Source organism: Sphingomonas sp. PvP055, assembly GCF_040546365.1.
Lineage (GTDB): Bacteria > Pseudomonadota > Alphaproteobacteria > Sphingomonadales > Sphingomonadaceae > Sphingomonas > Sphingomonas echinoides_A.
Genome location: NZ_JBEPNS010000001.1, coordinates 742,476 through 760,485 on the forward strand (window position 1 = coordinate 742,476; position 18,010 = coordinate 760,485).

Annotated in this window: 20 protein-coding genes; 4 read left to right on the forward strand and 16 right to left on the reverse strand. The window is 65.7% G+C overall.

Annotated elements, in window-relative coordinates:
- Window positions 1-203: 203 nt before the first annotated feature.
- On the forward strand, window positions 204-620 hold the full coding sequence (locus ABIC16_RS03740) for a VOC family protein (protein ID WP_354290081.1): 417 nt from the start codon (window positions 204-206) through the stop codon (window positions 618-620).
- 25 nt (window positions 621-645) lie between these two features.
- A complete protein-coding gene (locus ABIC16_RS03745) occupies window positions 646-948 on the forward strand; it encodes a polyhydroxyalkanoic acid system family protein (protein ID WP_354290082.1) in 303 nt (100 codons plus the stop codon).
- A gap of 123 nt (window positions 949-1,071) precedes the next feature.
- On the opposite strand, the gene ABIC16_RS03750 is transcribed toward ABIC16_RS03745, so the two are convergent.
- From ABIC16_RS03750 to ABIC16_RS03785, 8 genes are all read right to left on the reverse strand, one after another.
- On the reverse strand, window positions 1,072-2,397 hold the full coding sequence (locus tag ABIC16_RS03750; RefSeq protein WP_354290083.1) for a PQQ-dependent sugar dehydrogenase: 1,326 nt from the start codon (window positions 2,395-2,397) through the stop codon (window positions 1,072-1,074).
- Window positions 2,398-2,625: 228 nt separating this feature from the next.
- Window positions 2,626-4,872: a catalase/peroxidase HPI gene (katG, locus tag ABIC16_RS03755; protein ID WP_354290084.1), complete on the reverse strand. Its 2,247-nt coding sequence runs from the start codon at window positions 4,870-4,872 to the stop codon at window positions 2,626-2,628.
- A 177-nt stretch (window positions 4,873-5,049) separates the two neighbouring features.
- On the reverse strand, window positions 5,050-5,991 hold the full coding sequence (locus ABIC16_RS03760; protein ID WP_277970664.1) for a hemolysin family protein: 942 nt from the start codon (window positions 5,989-5,991) through the stop codon (window positions 5,050-5,052).
- A 9-nt stretch (window positions 5,992-6,000) separates the two neighbouring features.
- On the reverse strand, window positions 6,001-6,510 hold the full coding sequence (gene ybeY, locus ABIC16_RS03765; RefSeq protein WP_354290085.1) for an rRNA maturation RNase YbeY: 510 nt from the start codon (window positions 6,508-6,510) through the stop codon (window positions 6,001-6,003).
- Window positions 6,510-6,908, reverse strand: coding sequence for a type II toxin-antitoxin system VapC family toxin (locus ABIC16_RS03770; protein WP_354290086.1), 399 nt, complete (start codon window positions 6,906-6,908; stop codon window positions 6,510-6,512). Before ABIC16_RS03770 ends, ybeY begins: the two co-directional genes overlap by 1 nt.
- Complete coding sequence (locus ABIC16_RS03775) at window positions 6,905-7,159, reverse strand: type II toxin-antitoxin system VapB family antitoxin (RefSeq protein ID WP_277970661.1); 255 nt, start codon at window positions 7,157-7,159, stop codon at window positions 6,905-6,907. Before ABIC16_RS03775 ends, ABIC16_RS03770 begins: the two co-directional genes overlap by 4 nt.
- Before the next feature lie 47 nt (window positions 7,160-7,206).
- Window positions 7,207-8,211, reverse strand: a complete 1,005-nt coding sequence (locus ABIC16_RS03780; RefSeq protein ID WP_277970660.1) for a PhoH family protein — start codon at window positions 8,209-8,211, stop codon at window positions 7,207-7,209.
- 208 nt (window positions 8,212-8,419) lie between these two features.
- Window positions 8,420-8,569 (reverse strand): hypothetical protein, encoded by a 150-nt coding sequence (locus ABIC16_RS03785; protein ID WP_354290087.1) that lies wholly within the window; start codon window positions 8,567-8,569, stop codon window positions 8,420-8,422.
- A gap of 197 nt (window positions 8,570-8,766) precedes the next feature.
- Here ABIC16_RS03785 and ABIC16_RS03790 point away from each other — a divergent pair, with 197 nt between their 5' ends.
- The gene (locus ABIC16_RS03790; RefSeq protein WP_354290088.1) at window positions 8,767-9,285 is read left to right on the forward strand and encodes a PilZ domain-containing protein; all 519 of its coding nucleotides are present in this window, start codon (window positions 8,767-8,769) and stop codon (window positions 9,283-9,285) included.
- Between the two features lie 55 nt (window positions 9,286-9,340).
- On the opposite strand, the gene miaB is transcribed toward ABIC16_RS03790, so the two are convergent.
- The 8 genes from miaB to ABIC16_RS03830 form a co-directional block, all read right to left on the reverse strand.
- Window positions 9,341-10,666, reverse strand: coding sequence for a tRNA (N6-isopentenyl adenosine(37)-C2)-methylthiotransferase MiaB (gene miaB, locus ABIC16_RS03795; protein WP_354290089.1), 1,326 nt, complete (start codon window positions 10,664-10,666; stop codon window positions 9,341-9,343).
- 42 nt (window positions 10,667-10,708) lie between these two features.
- Window positions 10,709-11,626 (reverse strand): lysophospholipid acyltransferase family protein, encoded by a 918-nt coding sequence (locus tag ABIC16_RS03800; protein WP_354290090.1) that lies wholly within the window; start codon window positions 11,624-11,626, stop codon window positions 10,709-10,711.
- Window positions 11,610-12,032 carry a Fur family transcriptional regulator gene (locus ABIC16_RS03805; protein WP_010162106.1) on the reverse strand — a complete coding sequence of 141 codons (423 nt, stop codon included), beginning with the start codon at window positions 12,030-12,032 and terminating at the stop codon, window positions 11,610-11,612. The genes ABIC16_RS03800 and ABIC16_RS03805 overlap by 17 nt, the downstream gene beginning before the upstream one ends.
- A 93-nt stretch (window positions 12,033-12,125) precedes the next feature.
- The gene (locus tag ABIC16_RS03810; RefSeq protein ID WP_277970655.1) at window positions 12,126-12,548 is read right to left on the reverse strand and encodes a Ros/MucR family transcriptional regulator; all 423 of its coding nucleotides are present in this window, start codon (window positions 12,546-12,548) and stop codon (window positions 12,126-12,128) included.
- Between the two features lie 111 nt (window positions 12,549-12,659).
- Window positions 12,660-13,130, reverse strand: coding sequence for a GNAT family N-acetyltransferase (locus ABIC16_RS03815; protein ID WP_277970654.1), 471 nt, complete (start codon window positions 13,128-13,130; stop codon window positions 12,660-12,662).
- On the reverse strand, window positions 13,127-13,774 hold the full coding sequence (gene tsaB / locus ABIC16_RS03820; RefSeq protein ID WP_354290091.1) for a tRNA (adenosine(37)-N6)-threonylcarbamoyltransferase complex dimerization subunit type 1 TsaB: 648 nt from the start codon (window positions 13,772-13,774) through the stop codon (window positions 13,127-13,129). The genes ABIC16_RS03815 and tsaB overlap by 4 nt, the downstream gene beginning before the upstream one ends.
- A 3-nt stretch (window positions 13,775-13,777) precedes the next feature.
- Window positions 13,778-14,368, reverse strand: coding sequence for a malonic semialdehyde reductase (locus ABIC16_RS03825; protein ID WP_354290092.1), 591 nt, complete (start codon window positions 14,366-14,368; stop codon window positions 13,778-13,780).
- The gene (locus ABIC16_RS03830) at window positions 14,368-14,940 is read right to left on the reverse strand and encodes a NifU family protein (protein WP_354290093.1); all 573 of its coding nucleotides are present in this window, start codon (window positions 14,938-14,940) and stop codon (window positions 14,368-14,370) included. Before ABIC16_RS03830 ends, ABIC16_RS03825 begins: the two co-directional genes overlap by 1 nt.
- A gap of 128 nt (window positions 14,941-15,068) precedes the next feature.
- Here ABIC16_RS03830 and ABIC16_RS03835 point away from each other — a divergent pair, with 128 nt between their 5' ends.
- Window positions 15,069-17,996 carry a M16 family metallopeptidase gene (locus ABIC16_RS03835; RefSeq protein ID WP_354292255.1) on the forward strand — a complete coding sequence of 976 codons (2,928 nt, stop codon included), beginning with the start codon at window positions 15,069-15,071 and terminating at the stop codon, window positions 17,994-17,996.
- Window positions 17,997-18,010: the final 14 nt, after the last annotated feature.

The window sequence follows — 18,010 nt, forward strand, 5'->3', positions numbered from 1 at the left end:
AGGGGGTGTGCGAGCGTTGGCCTGCCCCCGGCAGGCCAAGAATGTGTCCGGGGGACACATTCTCGCTCGCACACCAGCCGCCTTCCGGCTGGTGGTGGAGGAGTGCGGCACAAGCGATGCGAGAGTGGCACGCCCCCTCCACCCTTTGCTGAATGCTCAGGGTCCCCCTCCCCCTGCGGGGGAGGATTTGGTAGGGCGGTTGCATGACTCGGCCCTTTCACCTCGCCTTCCCGGTCCACGATCTTGCCGCCGCGCGCGCCTTTTACGGTGGGACGCTCGGGTGCACCGAGGGGCGCAGCTCGGACGCGTGGATCGACTTCGACCTTTACGGCCATCAGATCGTCGCGCATCTCGACCCCGCCGCCAAGCCGGTCGCGGTGTCGAATGCGGTCGACGGGCACGCCGTGCCGGTCCCGCATTTCGGCGTGGTGCTGACGATGCCCGACTGGCACGCGCTCGCCGAGCGGCTGACCGCGGCGGGGACTCGCTTCGGGATCGAGCCGCACACCCGCTTCGTCGGACAGCCGGGTGAGCAGGCGACCATGTTCTTTTATGACCCGAGCGGCAACGCGCTCGAGTTCAAGGCGTTTGCCGACGACGCGATGCTGTTCGCGCAATGATACGCCAAGGCGTGAAGGACCTGCCATGAGTGAACCGATCGTCGTCGAAATCCCCCATAAGCTTGGTCTGGCGGCGGCGCGGGCGCGCGTCGATGGCGGGATCGGCAAGCTGGCGGGGATGTTCCCGGGCGGCGCCGCGGTCGATCATCGCTGGGAGGGGGACACGATGTTTTTCACCGTCGCCGCGCTGGGGCAGCGCGTCGCGAGCAAGCTGACGGTGGCGGAGGCCTCGGTCCGCGCCGAGGTCGACTTGCCGCCGTTTCTCGCGCTGTTCGCGGACAAGATCCGCGCCAAGCTGGCGAAGGAAGCGCCGAAGATGCTGGAGTAGCGCCCCCTACGCGAGTCTCCCCTCCCTGGAAGGGAGGGGTTGGGGGTGGGTCCGTTTGAAGAGAGTCCGGCGCCCGCCCCAGAGCGACCCACCCCCGGCCCCTCCCTTCCAGGGAGGGGACGGTTACTTCGCGCTGACCCGCCACACCGTGTTGCCCACGTCATCCGCGACCAGCAGTGCGCCGCCACGATCGAACGTCACGCCGACCGGGCGTCCCTGCGCCTCGCCCTTGGCGTTGAGGAAGCCCGTCAGCACGTCGACCGGCTTTGCGCCTTTCTTGGGAAAGCCGAGATCGCCGAACGGTACGAATGCGACCTTATAGCCCGACACCGGCACACGGTTCCACGAGCCATGCTCACCAACGAACGCGCCGTTGCTGTACGCCGCCCCCAGCTTCGCGTCGGTCGCGAAGGTCAGTCCGAGCGCCGCGACATGCGGGCCCATCGCGAAATCGGGACGCTTGGAATATTCCTGCAACGCCGGGTTCCCGGGCTTCACGCGCGTGTCTGGATAGCCGCCCCAATAATACCACGGCCACCCGAAGTTATCCCCGAGTCCGACGCGCGTGATATAATCGGGGACGATGTCCGACCCCAGCATGTCGCGTTCGTTGACCGCGACCCACAGTGCGCCCGATTTGGGTTCGAACGCCATCCCCTGCGGATTGCGCAAGCCCGCGCCGAACACGCGGAAGGTCTTCGCCTGCGGATCGACTTGCAGGATGTTGGCGCGATATTTCTCGGCGTCCATCCCGTTTTCGGCGATGTTCGACGACGAGCCAACGCCGACGTAGAGATATTTCCCGTTCGGATCCGCGAGCAGCGTGCGCGCCCAATGGTTGCCGCCACCGTTGAGCGCGATGATCTTTTCTGGCGTCGCGGTGATCTTGGTCTCGCCGGGCTTGAACGGCACGCGGACCAGCGCATCGGTGTTGGCGATGTAGAGATAGCCGCCGAGCAGCGCCATGCCGGTGGGCGAGTTGAGCCCGCCGATCAGCACGGTCTTCTGTTCCGCAACCCCATCGCCATTGCCGTCGCGCAGCAGGGTGATGCGGTTGGCGGAGGGAACGCCCGCGCCTGCGCGCCCGAGCAGATAGCGCATCACGGTATCGGTGATGCTGCGGCCCTTTCGCGGCGGCGAGTTGGTCTCGGCGACCAGCACGTCGCCATTGGGAAGGCGGTAGAGCCAGCGCGGATGCTCGAGCCCCTGCGCGAACGCCGCAACCTTGAGCCCCGCTGCGGGGACCGGAGTCGCCCCCGCGGGCCAGCCGACCGCCTTGGCGACCTTGGTCGTCGGGATCGTCTGTTCGCGCGGTGCGGAGATTACCGGGCGTTCGCCTTCGACCTGGGTGATCGGGAGCTGAGCGGGCTCGGGCTGGAACATCCACCAGAGGACCGCGACCCCGACGACGACCAGAATGCCGAGGATGATGAGAATGTGTTTGCGCATAGCCGCTTGATAGGACGCGGCGTCGCTCGGTGGAAGGGCTAGAGTTGGGGGTGCGCGTCATCCCCGCAGCCAGGGCAGGGGGAATCCCCTGATGTAGAAAAATGGCGGTGGCGCTAGCGCCACCGCCACGTTGCAATCAGCGGGTTCTCCCGCGAAAGCGGGAGCCCAGGGTTACAAGCGGTATGCCCGTAGCTCTGGGCTCCTGCCTGCGCAGGAGCACGGTCGACGTTACGCGACCGCAGGCTCGCCTTCGACATGGCCCGACGCGACGTCGAACCGGTCCGCGTTCATCACCTTGACCCACGCATCGACGAAGTCCTTGACGAACTTGTCGCCCGCGTCGGACGAGGCGTAGACCTCCGCCACCGTGCGGAGTTGCGAGTTGGCGCCGAACACCAGGTCGGTGCGCGAAGCGGTCCACTTCTTCTCGCCGGTCTCGCGCAGCGTGCCGAGATATTCCTCGTCGCTGTCGTCGCTGAGCTGCTTCCACGCGGTCTGCATGTCGAGCAAATGCACGAAGAAGTCGTTGGTCAGCTGACCCTTGCGGTCGGTGAATACGCCGTGGTCCCCGGCCTTGGGATGGTTCACGCCGATCACGCGCAACCCGCCCACCAGCACCGCCATCTGCGGGCCGCTCAGCCCGAGCAACTGCGCGCGGTCGACCAGCAGTTCCTCGGTCGGAACGCTGAACTTGACCGACAGATAGTTGCGGAAGCCGTCCGCTTTGGGTTCGAGCACGTCGAAGCTCGCGGCATCGGTCTGCTCGGCCGACGCATCGGTCCGGCCTGGCAGGAACGGCACTTCGATCGTCTTGCCGGCAGCCTTCGCCGCCGCCTCGATCCCGACCGACCCGCCGAGCACGATCAGATCCGCGATCGACACCTTCTTGCTACCCTGACCGTCGAAGTCCGACTTGATGCCCTCATAGACGCCAAGCACCTTGGCGAGCTGCTCCGGCTGGTTGACCTCCCAGTCCTTCTGCGGCGCGAGCCGGATGCGGCCGCCGTTCGCCCCACCGCGGTGGTCCGACTGGCGATAGGTCGAGGCCGACGCCCAGGCGGTCGTTACCAGCTCGGCTACCGAAAGCCCCGAATTGGCGATCGCCTGCTTGAGGCCGGGCACGTCGCCCGCGTCGATCTGCGGATAGTCCGCCTTGGGAATCGGGTCCTGCCAGATCAGGTCCTCGGCCGGAACGTCGGGGCCGAGATAGCGGACCTTCGGCCCCATGTCGCGGTGAGTCAGCTTGAACCAGGCGCGTGCGAAGGCATCGGCGAACGCCGCCGGGTCTTTCTGGAAGCGCTTGCTGATCTCGAGGTAAGCCGGGTCCTTCTTGAGCGCCATGTCGGCGGTCGTCATCATCGTCGGGACCTTGACGCCCGGGGTATGCGCCTTCGGGGCAAGCGTTTCCTCGGGGTTGCCGACCGGCTGCCACTGGTGCGCGCCCGCCGGGCTCTTCACCAGCTCATATTCGTGGTCGAGCAGCATGTCCCAATAGGTCTGGTCCCAGGTGATCGGCGTCGGCGTCCAGGCGCCTTCGATCCCCGAGGTGATCGTGTCGTCGCCGAGTCCGGTGCCGTGCTTCGACACCCAGCCGAGGCCCTGCGTCGCGATGTCGGCGCCTTCCGGCTCTACGCCGACGAGCGATGCGTCACCTGCGCCATGCGCCTTGCCGAAGGTGTGGCCACCCGCGGTCAGAGCGACGGTCTCTTCGTCGTTCATGCCCATGCGCGCGAAGGTCTCGCGCATGTCGCGCGCCGAGCCCATCGGGTTGGGGCAACCGCCGGGGCCTTCCGGGTTGACGTAGATCAGGCCCATCTGGATCGCGGCGAGCGGGCTCTCGAGCGCACGGCCCTCTTCTTCGTCGATTCGCGTATCGCCGAGCCATTCTTCTTCCGTACCGAAGTAGATGTCCTTCATCGGCTCGAACACGTCCTCGCGTCCGCCACCGAAGCCGAACACGGGTCCGCCCATCGATTCGATCGCGACGTTGCCCGCCATGATGAACAGATCGGCCCAGCTGAGCTGCTTGCCGTACTTCGACTTGATCGGCCACAACAGACGACGGGCCTTGTCGAGGTTGCCGTTGTCCGGCCAGCTGTTGAGCGGCGCGAACCGCTGCGAACCCGACGACGATCCGCCGCGCCCGTCACCGGTGCGATAGGTGCCGGCCGAATGCCATGCCATGCGGATGAAGAACGGGCCGTAATGCCCGTAGTCGGCCGGCCACCACGGCTGGCTGTCGGTCATCAGCGCGGTCAGGTCGCGCTTTACGGCTGCGTAATCGAGTGTGTTGAAGGCTTCTGCATAATCGAAATCGTCGCCCATCGGGTTGGCCGACAGACCGTTCTGCTGGAGGATTTCGAGGCTGAGCTGGTTGGGCCACCAATCGCGGTTGGTGCGGCCGAGCAGCGACCGCAGCGCAGCGGGCTCCTTGTTCGGATCGCTCAGCGGGCTGCCGGAGGTAATTGCGTCCATGGGTCTCTCCAATCGACTCTTCGTAATTTCGGAGGAGAGTTTGCCATGAACCAAGCGATCGATGAAATGCATTAATCCGAAGAGAGTGATCGGCTGGGTGATTATTGCGGCGGGGCGGTCCACCAGTCTCGCATCGTATTGGTCCCGTGCCGCCCCCAGGGGTAAAGGTGGATCGTCCTAGTCGTCGCGGCCTTCGGGCTCCGGCCTTGGCGGATGGAGCCGCAGGCTCAGCACGCGGCGCGTGTCCGCCGCAATGACCTCGAGCGTCCAGCCGCTGTCGTGGACGATACAGTCGCCGACCTTGGGCACATGCCCCGCGAGCACTGCGGCCAAGCCGCCGATCGTGTCGATGTCGCCATCGACCTCGGCGAGTCGCTCGTCGATCGTCTCGCCGACATCCTCGAGTTCGGCACGCGCATCCACGTCCCACGCGCCGCCGTCGAGCGGGACGAGCAGCGCGGTCGGCGCGTCGTCATGCTCGTCCTCGATGTCACCGACGATTTCTTCGATCAAATCCTCGATCGTAACGAGCCCCTCGGTCCCGAAATACTCGTCGAGCACGATCGCGAGATGGACGCGCTTCTGCCGCATGTCCGCGAGCAGATCGAGCGCGCCGCGCGACATCGGGACGTAGAGCGGCTCCCGGATCAGCGGCGCGATGCTGTCGGGATGCTCCGCGCCGGTCGCGAGGATCTGGAACACGTCCTTGATGTGGACCATCCCGATGATCGTATCGAGCTTCTCGCGGTAGACCGGCAGGCGGCTGTGCCCGGCCTCGGCGAACAAGGCGACGAGGTTTGCGAAACTCGTCGTTTCCTCGACCGCGACGATGTCCGCGCGCGGCACGCCTACGTCACCTGCGTCGCGCTCGCCGAAGTGGAGCAAATTGCGCACCATCGTCCGCTCGAGCAGGGAAAGATCCCCCTTGGCGTCGGGCGCTGGGTCGTCCTCATGCGCGTCGATCGCTTCCTCGAGCGTCGCGCGGAGCGATTCGTCGCCCGAATGACCCGAGATCCAGCTGCGGAACGACCGCCAGATGCTCGTCTCATGCCCCGGGGAGGCATGGGTGACACCGCCGTATTGCGTGGCGGTGCCGGTGGTACTTTGGCCGTCGGGCATGGGGTTACGTCAGTCCTCAGCGATTAGATACGGATCGGCGATGCCCAGCGCGGAGAGGGCCGCGATCTCGATCGCTTCCATCGCCCCCGCCTCGTCATCGTCCATGTGATCATACCCTAGCAAATGCAGCGTGCCATGCACGATCAAATGCGTCGCGTGGCTTTCGACCGTCACGTCTTTTTCCGCCGCCTCGCGCGCGCACGTCTCATAGGCAAGGACGATATCGCCGAGCAGCACCTCGCCATCGTCCGAATTCTGCGCGATCGTGTCGAGCAGGTCGGACTGGACCATCGGGAAGGACAGGACGTTGGTCGGCTTGTCCTTGTGGCGGTATTGCGCGTTGAGCGTCTGCACCTCGGCGTCGTCGGTCAGGCGCACCGAAATCTCGACGCTTGCCGCGCCGGTCGCGAGCTCGGCATGCGGCGTCCGTCCGATCGCCGCCAGCGCGGCGCGGGTGGCAAGCGCCTCCCAGTCGTGTTCGGGCCAGACGTCTTCGTGGGAGAGGGCTATTTCAAGCATCAGGCAAGATCCGTATGGAGGAAGTCGTCGCCCTTGTAGAGCAGGGTGGCGGCGTTGGTCTTGGCGCAAGCGTACGCAAAACAGTCGCCCATATTGAGCCTGGCGGGATGACCGGCGCCCTTGCCGTAGCGATGATACGCCTCGACCGCGGCGCGACCTTCGGTGGCGCCGATCGGAACCAGGCGGATCGCGAAGTCGGCAACGAAGCGCTCGATTTCGGAAGACGCGAGCGGGATCGGAACGGTCCTTTTCCTGGCGACGGCGCGCGCCGCCTCCCACAGCGAGATCGCGGAACACAATATCTGGTCGGCCGCGCCGAACCGTTCCTCGATCGCGGGTGACCCCGGCTCCCCGGTCATCATCGCGACCATTGCGGATGCATCGAGGAAGAGGATCAATCCCCGTCCTCGTCATTCAGCGAATCGTAAAACGCCTTGTCGGCGTCGAGACCGGTCGGTTCCCCTAGCGGATGGGCCGCGCGCCACGCTTCGAGTCGATCGTGGATGCTGCCGCTCCGTTCGGCCTGCAGGGCGCGTTTGCGATGTTCGAGCGCGTCGTGGACGGCCGCGGTCTTGCTGGTCCCCAGCAATGCGGCGACCTCGCGTGCCAGGTCTGCGGTGTCATGGTTCTTGATGTAGAGCGACGCCATCGCAGCCTCCGGGATATCCCAAATATATCTTCGGGATATCCCCAGGGTCAATCCGACTTGCCCTCATACGCCTCGACGATTCGCCCGACGATCGGATGGCGCACGACGTCGCCCGAACCGAAGCGGCAGATCGACAACCCTTCGACTCCCTCGAGCCGCCCGACCGCATCGTTCAGGCCCGAAGCGTTCATGCCACCGGGAAGATCGGTCTGTTTGGGATCGCCGCAGATCACCATCCGGCTGTTCTCGCCAAAGCGGGTGAGGAACATCTTCATCTGCGCGGGCGTGGTGTTCTGCGCTTCGTCGAGGATGATGAACGCGTCTGCGAGCGTCCGTCCGCGCATGAACGCGATCGGCGCAATCTCGATTTCGCCGCTGGCGATGCGGCGCTCGACCTGCTCGGCGGGGAGGCAGTCGTTGAGCGCATCGTACAACGGACGGAGATAGGGATCGACCTTCTCCTTCATGTCCCCCGGCAGAAACCCGAGCTTCTCGCCCGCTTCAACCGCCGGGCGCGACAGGATCAGCCGCTGGACACTGCCGGTGATGAGCTGTGCGACCGCTTGTGCGACCGCGATATAGGTCTTGCCGGTGCCTGCCGGCCCGAGCGCGAAGATGATGTCGTTGCCCAGCAATTGCCGCATGTAATGCGCCTGGGCGATCGTGCGCGGGACGATCGTCTTCTTGCGCGTGCGGATCATGATCTGCGGCACGGCGCCGCCGCCTGCATCTGCCTGCAGGATCCCCGCGAGTGTCGGTTCGCTCGACATCGCGATCACCGCGTCGATCAACCCAGTGTCGACCACTTCACCGCGCGCGATCCGGTTGTACAGACCGTGGAGCACGTCGCGCGCCTGGGCTACCGCCTCGGCCGTGCCTTCGAGCCCGACCTTGTTGCCCCGCGCGGTGATGTACACGCCCAACTTGTTCTCGAGCGCCAGCAGGTTCTGGTCGAACTCGCCAAACAGTTGCGCCATCAGTTGCGGACGATCGAACAGGACTTCGGTGCGGCTGCGATCGCCGGACTGCGCGGGGACTGGCTTACGGCTCATGCAATTCCTTTGCTGGGAAACGGCAGACGAGGGACGCCACGGACAATGGCGTTGAACGGAACGCGAACATGGGGAGTGATCCCACCTCCGGCAAGTCCATGACGAGCAAGGATAAGATCGGCGAGCACAGGGGCGGGGGAACCTGAAACGATCGTCGCGGCGACAGATCGTGGAGCAAATGCCCCGGTGGGTGATTGCGGCCGCAGGCTCAGCGCCGCACGCCGATGCGCGTCAACACGAGATCCGCCCCGGACAGGAGGATTCGCCCGACTCCCAGCATGATGTAGACCCACAAGGCGGGTGGGTTCGGCTTCCACTGGCCTGGCGCGAGATCGGAGGGGGCGGGGTCCGGGAACATCGCGATGATGCTGCTCGAAACCGGCGGGTTTGTCGAGGGGATGTGTGGTGATCCAGCCCAGGTAGCCGTCCGATCGTCGCCATCGGATACCGCGACCCGTTGGATCGCGACTTGCCGTCGACTGTCGGCGGCCAAGAACAGCGTTACCAAATGTTAGGACTCTCCTGCGAAAGATTGCCGCACTCGGAGAACGGCACATGGTTTTAACTGCACAGCTCTTTCTACAGGAAGACGATGCCGCGCTCGAGCAGGGGGTTAGCGGCCGTCAGGCGCCGCGTCGGCCGGTCGACGCCGGTGCTACGATTCGCGACAAGGACGCCCGACCGATCGACGCCAAGGTCGTGGACATATCCACCACGGGCTGCCTGATCGTCGTGGACGGCACGATCGCGGTTCCATCGGGCATCAGCATCGGGATCGCCGGGATCGGTCGCGTCTCCGCGCAGATCGTCCGGCGCAACGGATCGCGCTACGGATGTGCGTTCGACCAGCCGCTGAGCGATTCCGCGATTCAGGCGGCACGCGCGGTCGAGACCGTCGTGCCTTTCGCCATCGCCGGCGACCCGCTCCCAACGGGCGATGCCACGTCCGAAGCACTCCCCGAATTCCGTCGCCTGCCGATGCGCACGCGCGCGCTGGTCATCGTCGGCGCATCGCTGGCGTTGTGGGGCGTGGTCGTGACCGGAGCCGTCGCCGTGGTCGCCGCACTCGGCTGACGACAGCGCTTGCCGATAGTGCGCACGGGCCGGAGCCTGCGCGCGACCAGGACTGTTAGGCGACGACTTCCGTTGGTGCCGCGCCTGACACCGAGTTCGGCCCCGCCTGGACGATATCGACCGTCACCAGATCCCCGATCGCCGCGTCCGTAACCAAGTGCACCGATTGCAGCCATGGCGACTTGCCCAGCATCTGACCGGGCAGCTTGCCAGCGCGCTCGATCAGCACCTGACAGCGTCGCCCGACGCTGTCGGCGTTGAACGCCGCCTGATCGCGATTGAGCGCCGCTTGGAGGCGCTGCAGCCGGTCGTCCATCACGTCCGCCGGGACTTGATCCGCCATCGTCGCGGCAGGCGTGCCGGGGCGGGGCGAATATTTGAAACTGAACGCCTGCGCATAGCCGACCGCATCGACCAGGCTCAGCGTCTCCGCGAAATCGGCGTCGGTCTCTCCGGGGAACCCGACGATGAAATCCCCCGACAGCGCGATATCAGGGCGCGCCACGCGGACTCGATCGAGAATGCGCAGATAGGAATCGCGGCTGTGGCTGCGGTTCATCGCCTTGAGCAGCCGGTCACTCCCCGCCTGCACGGGCAGGTGGAGGAACGGCATCAGCTTCTCGATGTCGCGGTGCGCATCGATCAACCCTTGCGTCATGTCGTTGGGGTGGCTGGTCGTGTACCGGATCCGCGCGAGGTCGGGGATTTCGGCGAGCGTCGCGACCAGATGTTCCAGCCCGCGCGTCTCATCGGCCCAGGCGTTGACGTTCTGCCCGAGCAGCGTGATCTCGCGCGCACCGGCATCGACCAGTGACTTCGCTTCGTCCACGATCTGCGCGAACCCGCGGCTGACTTCGGCACCGCGCGTATAGGGTACCACGCAATAGGTGCAGAACTTGTCGCACCCTTCCTGCACCGTCAGGAACGCGCTCGGCGGAACGCGGCGGCGGGCCGGGAGATGTCCGAACTTCATGTCGACCGGCATGTCGGTGTCGAGCGCGGATTCCCCGCGCGCGGCGCGCGCGACGAGCGCGGGCAGGTTGTGATACGCTTGCGGCCCGACGACGACGTCGACCTTCGCGCGACGGACGATCTCCGCCCCCTCGGCCTGCGCGACGCAGCCCGCCACCGCGATCATCGGATCGTTGCCGTGTTTGCGCAGGCGACCGATGTCCGAATAGACCTTCTCGGTCGCACGTTCGCGGATGTGGCAGGTATTGAGCACGACCAGATCCGCGTCGGCGGGATCGGCCTGCGTCATGCCTTGCGCCGCCATCAGTTCGGCCATGCGGTCGCCGTCATAGACGTTCATCTGGCAGCCGAAGGATTTGACCGCGAAGGTCTGCGGCGCTTTGTGCGGGAGTTTGGGGGCCGGTGTCATGATCGGCGCGGCTATAGGCGCAATCGCGGCGCGACTGAACCCCTAGCCGTTGGGCGCGCGCGCATGATCCTTGATGTCGAGCGCGGCGGGGAGGGTCGGGCCCTTGCCGGCCCATACGTCATGCCCGATGAACAGCGGCACCGGGCCGCACATGACGACCGACAGCGCAACTTCGATGCGACGCTTGCTCTCCGCCGCGATCGCCTTTCGTCCCGGGAAATCGCGCGGATAGAAGGGTTCGAGGAAATGCACCGCGACGCGGAATCCGCCCTTGCGTGCGAGCAGCCGCATCGCGTTCGCCTTGCCGCTTTCCTCACCGATCCACGCGATGTCCGCGCCGACCGGGCCGTAATCGAGCAATACCGGCTGGACCATCACCCCCGGCGGCGGGGGCTCGAGGACCTTGAGCATCGACGTCTTGAACGGCAGCAGCGATCGCCCGTCGGTGGTGGTGCCCTCCGGGAAGACCGTCACCGACCAATTCTCCGCCAGCGTTTCGCGCAGCGCGTTGATCTGTTCGGCAACCCCGAGCCGATCCTCGCGCGCGACGAACACCGTACGGTTGAGCGTCGCTAGCCAGCCGACCACGGGGGCCTCGCGAATTTCCGCCTTCGCCACGAACGCGGTGCCGCTCGCGCCGGCAATCGCGCAGATGTCGACCCAGCTGACATGGTTGGAGATATAGAAGACGTCGCGTTTGAGCGGCACGCCGACCACGCGGACGCGTGCGCCGCAGATCCGCGCCGCGGTTCCCAGGAACAGCCGCGGCCAGGGCGACGAAAGCCGAACGAAGCGCCACAAATAATGCAGCGGGATCGCAAACAGCAGCGAGACCGCGAGCAACGCCACGCGCGTCCATAGCCGGATCCAGCCGAGCCGATTGATCGGGGGTGGCCGCCCGGCCGCCGCATCGGCGCGCGCGGCCACGCGCGCGGCAGCGGCTTCAGCCCTTGCGGTCAAGCGCGACGCCGTACAATTCCATGCGGTGGTCGACCAGCCGGAACCCCAGCCGCTCGGCAATCGCCTTCTGCAACTGTTCCAATTCGGGATCGACGAATTCGATCACCTTGCCGCTCTCGACGTCGATCAGATGATCGTGATGGGCCTCGGGCGCGGGCTCGTAGCGCGCGCGGCCATCGCCGAAATCGTGACGGTCGAGGATACCGGCTTCCTCGAACAGGCGAACGGTGCGGTAGACGGTCGCGATCGAAATACCGGGGTCGATCGCCGAGGCGCGTTCATACACCTTTTCGACGTCCGGATGGTCCTCGGCATCGGACAGGACGCGCGCGATGACGCGACGCTGGTCGGTGATACGCAGTCCCTTTTCGGCACACAGCGCTTCGAGATCAATATGACGGGGCATGCCGCCGATGTAGGCGTCTTCGAATTATTGCGAAAGAGGATAGTGACTCGCAACAGGCCCTTCTCGGCGCGGGGAAGGGCCTGTCGCGTAAGGTCAGCGCGTGACCGGCTTGCGGCGCTTGGTGCCGAGACCGATCTTCTTGGCAAGAGTCCGGCGCTGTTCCGCATAGTTGGGGGCAACCATCGGATAGTCCGCGGGAAGGTTCCACTTGGCGCGATACTGTTCGGGAGTCATCTGGTAATGCGTCATCAAGTGGCGCTTGAGCATCTTCAGCTTCTTGCCGTCTTCAAGGCACACGATGAAGTCAGGCTTGATCGACGAACGGACAGAAACGGCTGGTTCCTGACGAACTTCAGCGACCGGTGCAGGGCCACCAAGGGACGTCAAGGCACCGTGTACATTGGCGATGAGCACAGGGAGGTCCGAAACCGCGACGCTATTGTTGCTGACGTGGGCCGCGACGATGTCTGCGGTAAGCGTGATCAGGGTGTCCTGAAGCTCGCTGTTGATGTCCATGGGAATCCTTTCACACTCTATTGCGCACGATTACAGTCCGTGGCAGTGGCGGGCTATCGTCCTGCACTCAATAGAATGCAAGGATCAATTACGAAGATGACCTTAGCGCCATTATAGATTGCGTCGATATGTCAGGGCGTCGAATGCCTGACCGGCCGGCCCTCGATAGTATTGATGACGCTCGCCGACTTTTTCGAACCCCGCGGAGCGGTACAATTTGATCGCTTCGTTGCCACTTCGTACTTCGAGGTGCAGCGTTAGTGCACCCTGACTTGCCGAGTCCGTAATGACCGCGCGCAGCAACGCTCCCGCTACGCCGCGACGACGCACCGTTGGCACGGTTGCCAGCAACAACAGTTCCGCTTCGTCGATCACGCGTCGCGACAGCGCGAACCCCGCAGGGACGTCATCGATCGTCGCGATCGTCAGCCACACGCCAGGCATCGCCAGCAGGCCGAGTACCTGATTGCGCGTCCATGCCTCGCCGAACCTAGGGTCGAACGCGGCCTGCATCATCTGATCGACGATCGGCAGGTCGGCCACCACGCCGTGGCGCAGGTCGACCCGCACCATCGTGCTCATGCGGGAGCGCCCGTCATCGGTAATCGCGGCGCTGCGGGCTTGGCATCGGGCGCGCGGCCATAGATCGGCACCGGCGGCAAGCCTGCGTCCTGCGGTGGAAGCAGCACTGCATCCGCGGCGTCGGGCAACACGTCGTGCACACGGCGCTGTGGATCGATCGCGGTAATGAAGCGGACGCCGCTACAGAACAGTGCAAGATCCGGCGACAGGATCTCGAGGGCCGCTTCAGGGCGAAGCGAAGTAAAGGGAGCGATCGCGCGGAGGGGGGCGGCGAACTGTTGCATGAAGACTTCGCCATGCCCGCCTTCCAGCACGACCGCAAGTTCGGAACAGGCCGGATCCCTGCCGAATGCAGCGGCCGCGAGGAGCGTCAGCGACGTGTATCCGGACAGCGCCGCGCCCCAACCGAGCGCCAGCCCGCGCGCGGCGGCGATCCCGACGCGGATACCGGTGAAGCTGCCGGGGCCGCAATCGACGAGGATGTGGGACGCGCGGCCACCGTCGGGCAGCTCGGCGACCATTGCGATCAAGCGCTCGGCATGACCGCGCCCGACGACTTCATGCCGATGCGCGACCACGCCGTCCGCGTCGATCAGCGCAACCGAACACGCCGCGGTCGCGGTTTCGATGACGAGCGTCCGCATCGATCAGGCGATCGTGTTGAACATCTCGAACGCGGGCCGGGGCGAACGGTCGTAAACCGTCGCGGGATCGCCGTGGCCGAGGGTGGAAATGAAGTTGACGCTTACCGATGGCGTATCCGCGAAGAACGCCTTGTCGATCTTGCCGCCGTCGAAGCCCGACATCGGCCCGGTATCGAGACCGAGCGCGCGCGCCGCGATGATGAAATATGCGCCTTGCAGCGACGAGTTGCGAAACGCCGATGCCGCGCGCAGCTCGGCATTGCCGTCAAACCACGCCTTCGCGTCGACATGCGGGAACAGCATGGGGAGATGTTCGTGAAATTCGCGGTCCATCCCGACGATGACACTGACCGGCGCCTTGAGGATCTTCGGCGCATTCTGGGCCGAGACGCAGTCTGCCAGCTTCGCCTTGGCCGCATCGGACGTGCACCACACGAGGCGCGCCGGAAGCTGGTTGGCGGAGGTCGGGCCCCATTTCATCAGGTCCCAGATTGCGCGCGACGCGTCTTCTCCGACCGGGGTGTCGGTATAACCGTTGTAGGTGCGGGCGGTGCGAAAGATCCGGTCGAGCGCGGCGTCGTCGAGCGGGTTCATCAGATCGCGCGCACTTCGGTGACTTCAGGAACGTAATAGCGCAGCAATTGCTCGATCCCGTTCTTGAGCGTCGCACTCGACGAGGGACAGCCCGCGCAGGCCCCCTGCATCGCCAGATAGACCTTGCCCTTCTCGAACCCGCGATAGACGATGTCGCCACCGTCGTTCGCGACCGCCGGGCGGATCCGCGTCTCGATCAGGTCCTTGATCTGCGCGACGATGTCGGCGTCCTCGGGATCATCGGCAAAGCCCGTGTCGCTCGCAACGGTGATCTCGCCGGCGCTGCCGGGGCGGAACAGCGGCATGTCCGCGCTGAAGTGATCGAGCAGGATGCCGAGCACGTCGGGCTTTAGCGCGCTCCAGTCGGTCCCCGCCGCCGCGGTCACCGAAACGAAGTCGCTGCCGAAGAACACCCCGGTCACGTCCCCCAGCCCGAACAGCGCGTCGGCCAGCGGCGATGCTTCCGCATCCTCGGGCGTCGCGAAGTCGCGCGTCCCTGCGGCCATCACCGTGCGGTTGGGCAGGAATTTGAGCGTCGCCGGGTTCGGCGTCAGTTCTGTTTCGATAAGCATGAGTTCCATGTGGCGCGCAGGGGCGGGGATCGCAAGGGATGATCGCCGCCGATCCAATTCCCGAGCGCGCGCCTGTAGCGGCAGCCCCAATGCTGGCGGTGACCGAATTTCCCCGCTATCGTCAGGGCATGACATCGCTTCAGCGCAAGATGCGCCTCGCCCTTCTGTCGTCCCTCATCATCGGTGCCGCACCCCAGCAAGCTCCTCCGGCGGGAACCGCGCCCGCTCCGGCGACCACCCCCTCCGCCGCGCCGCCCGCCAGCGCCGCATCGATCGCGCAGGCCGGCGAAGCGGCGATCGCGAACCGCGATGCATGGCTGTACAAGGGCAGCGACATCACCCCGGATGCGGAATGGAAGTTCGGCACGCTCAAGAACGGACTGCGCTACGCGGTGCGCAAGAATGGCGTCCCGCCCGGCCAGATCGCGGTGCGGGTGCGGATGGACGTCGGCTCGCTGTACGAAACCGATGCCGAACGCGGCTATGCGCACATGATCGAGCATCTGTCGTTCCGCGGATCGCAATATGTGCCCGATGGCGAGGCGAAGCGGATCTGGCAGCGGATGGGCACGACCTTCGGGTCCGACACCAACGCACAGACCACGACGACGCAGACCGTCTACAAGCTCGATCTGCCGAGCGCGACTGCCGCCGGGATCGACGAGAGCCTCAAGATCCTGTCGGGCATGGTCTCGCGCCCCAACATCACCCCGACCGCGCTCAACGCAGAACGCCCGGCCGTGCTTGCCGAACAGCGCGAGGCCCCGGGGCCGCAGGTGCGTTTCGTCAACGCCCTCAACGCGACCTTCTTCGCTGGACAGCCGCTCGCGGATCGTTCGCCGATCGGTCATGTAAAGGAGCTCGAAGCCGCGACCGCGGAAAGCGTCAAGGCGTTCCATGATCGCTGGTACCGCCCTGAACGTGCGGTCGTGGTCGTCGCGGGCGATTTCGATCCGGCACAGCTCGAAGCGATGGTCGCCAAGAATTTCGGCGACTGGCGCGGGACCGGTGCGGCGCCCAAGGACCCGGATTTCGGCAAGCCCGATCCCAAGCAGCCGACCACCAAGGCGGTGGTCGAACCCGGCATCGCCTCCCGGATCGAAATGGCGATCCTGCGGCCGTGGCAGTACAATGACGATACGGTGATCTTCAACCAGAAGCGCCTCGTCGACTTCCTGGGGCTGTCGATCATCAACCGCCGGCTTGAAACGCTCGCGCGCTCGGGCGGGAGCTTCATCGCCGCGGCGGTGCGGCTCGACGATCCGTCGCGCTCCGCCAACGGCACGTTCGTGACCATCTTGCCGGTCGGCAATGCGTGGGAACCTGCGCTCAAGGATGTCCGCGCGGTGATCGCGGATGCGCAGAAAACGCCGCCGACCAAGGCCGAAGTCGAGCGCGAACTCGCCGAGCAGCGCGTCCAGTTCCGCACGCAGGTCGACACCTATCGCGCCGAAGCGGGCGCGAAGGAAGCCGATGACATGGTCCAGGCGGTCGACATCCGCGAGACGACCACCTCGCCCGCGGTGATCCAGAAGGTGTTCGAGGATGCGGTGGCGAAAGGCTTCTTCGCGCCCGACAAGATCCTCGAATCGACCCGTCGTATCTTCGAAGGGACGCCGCCGCGCGCGCTCATCTCCACGCCGACCGCGGAGCAGGGGATCGAGACCTCGCTCGCCAATGCGTTGAAGGCCAACGTCAAGGGGCTGGCGACCAAACGCCGGCGGCAGGGTGCGGTCTCGTTCGACAAGCTGCCCAAGCTCGGCGCGCCCGCCACGATCGCGTCGACCACCCCGATCAAGCCGTTCGACATGCAGGAATATACGCTGTCGAACGGGGTGCGTGTGCTGGTGTATCCGACGACGTCCGAGGATAGCCGGGTCTATGTCCGCGTGCGCTTCGGCAATGGCTACAATGCGTTGCCGGTCGACAAGGAATCGCCCGCGTGGGCCGCCGACCTCGCGCTGACCGCGGGGGGGATCGGCAAGCTCAACCAGGGCGATCTCGATGCATTGACGACGGGGCGGCGGATCGGCCTCGACTTCGGGATCGACGAGGATGCCTTCACCTACAACGCGCTGACCTCGCCGACCGACCTGTCCGATCAGTTGCGGATCATTGCGGCGGCGATCTCGGCGCCGGGCTGGGATCCGGCGCCCGTCGCGCGGGCGCGCAGCGTCGCCGTATCGGCCTATCCGGGGTATAGCTCATCGCCCGACGGCGTGTTGCAGCGCGACCTGGAGCGGTTGCTGCACGATGGCGACCCGCGCTGGGGTACGCCGAGCCTGCCCGCGATCGAGGGGACGACCCCTGCGAACTTCCGCGCCTTGTGGGAGCCGTTGCTCAAGACCGGTCCGGTCGAAGTGATGGTGTTCGGCGACATCAAGGCCGACGTCGCGATCGCCGCGGTGCAGAAGACGCTGGGCGCGCTCCCGCCGCGTCCTGCGACGCCCAATTTCGTCGCGCCCCCGGTCCGCTTCCCCGCGCACAACCAGACTCCGGTGGTCCGTACGCATGACGGTCCCGAGAACCAGGCTGCGGCAGTCATCGCCTGGCCGACCGGCAGCGGCGTCGCCGGGTTGACCGATGCCCGACGGCTCGACGTGCTCGCGGCGATCTTCAGCGACCGGCTGTTCGACCGGCTGCGGTCGCAGGCGGGTGCGAGCTACAGCCCGAACGTGTCGAGCAGCTGGCCGGTGGGGCAGCCGGGCGGCGGACGGATTCTCGCGATCGGGCAGGTGGCGCCGTCGAACGTCCCGCTGTTCTTCAAGCTGTCGCGCGAGATCGCGGCGGAACTGGTGTCCAAGCCGGTCGATGCGGATGAGCTCAAGCGGACGATCGGGCCGATGCAGCAATCGATCATGCGGCAATCGACGGGCAACCAGTTCTGGATGAATCAGCTCGACGGGGCGACCTATGATCCGGCACGAATCGTCGCGTTGATGCGTCTTTACAGCGACATTTCGACGATGACCGCCGCGCAGTTGCAGGAAACCGCAGCGAAATATCTGCGTCCGGAGCGCGATTGGACGATGCAGGTGGTGCCCAAGGGGAAGTAACGCCGCTCCCATTC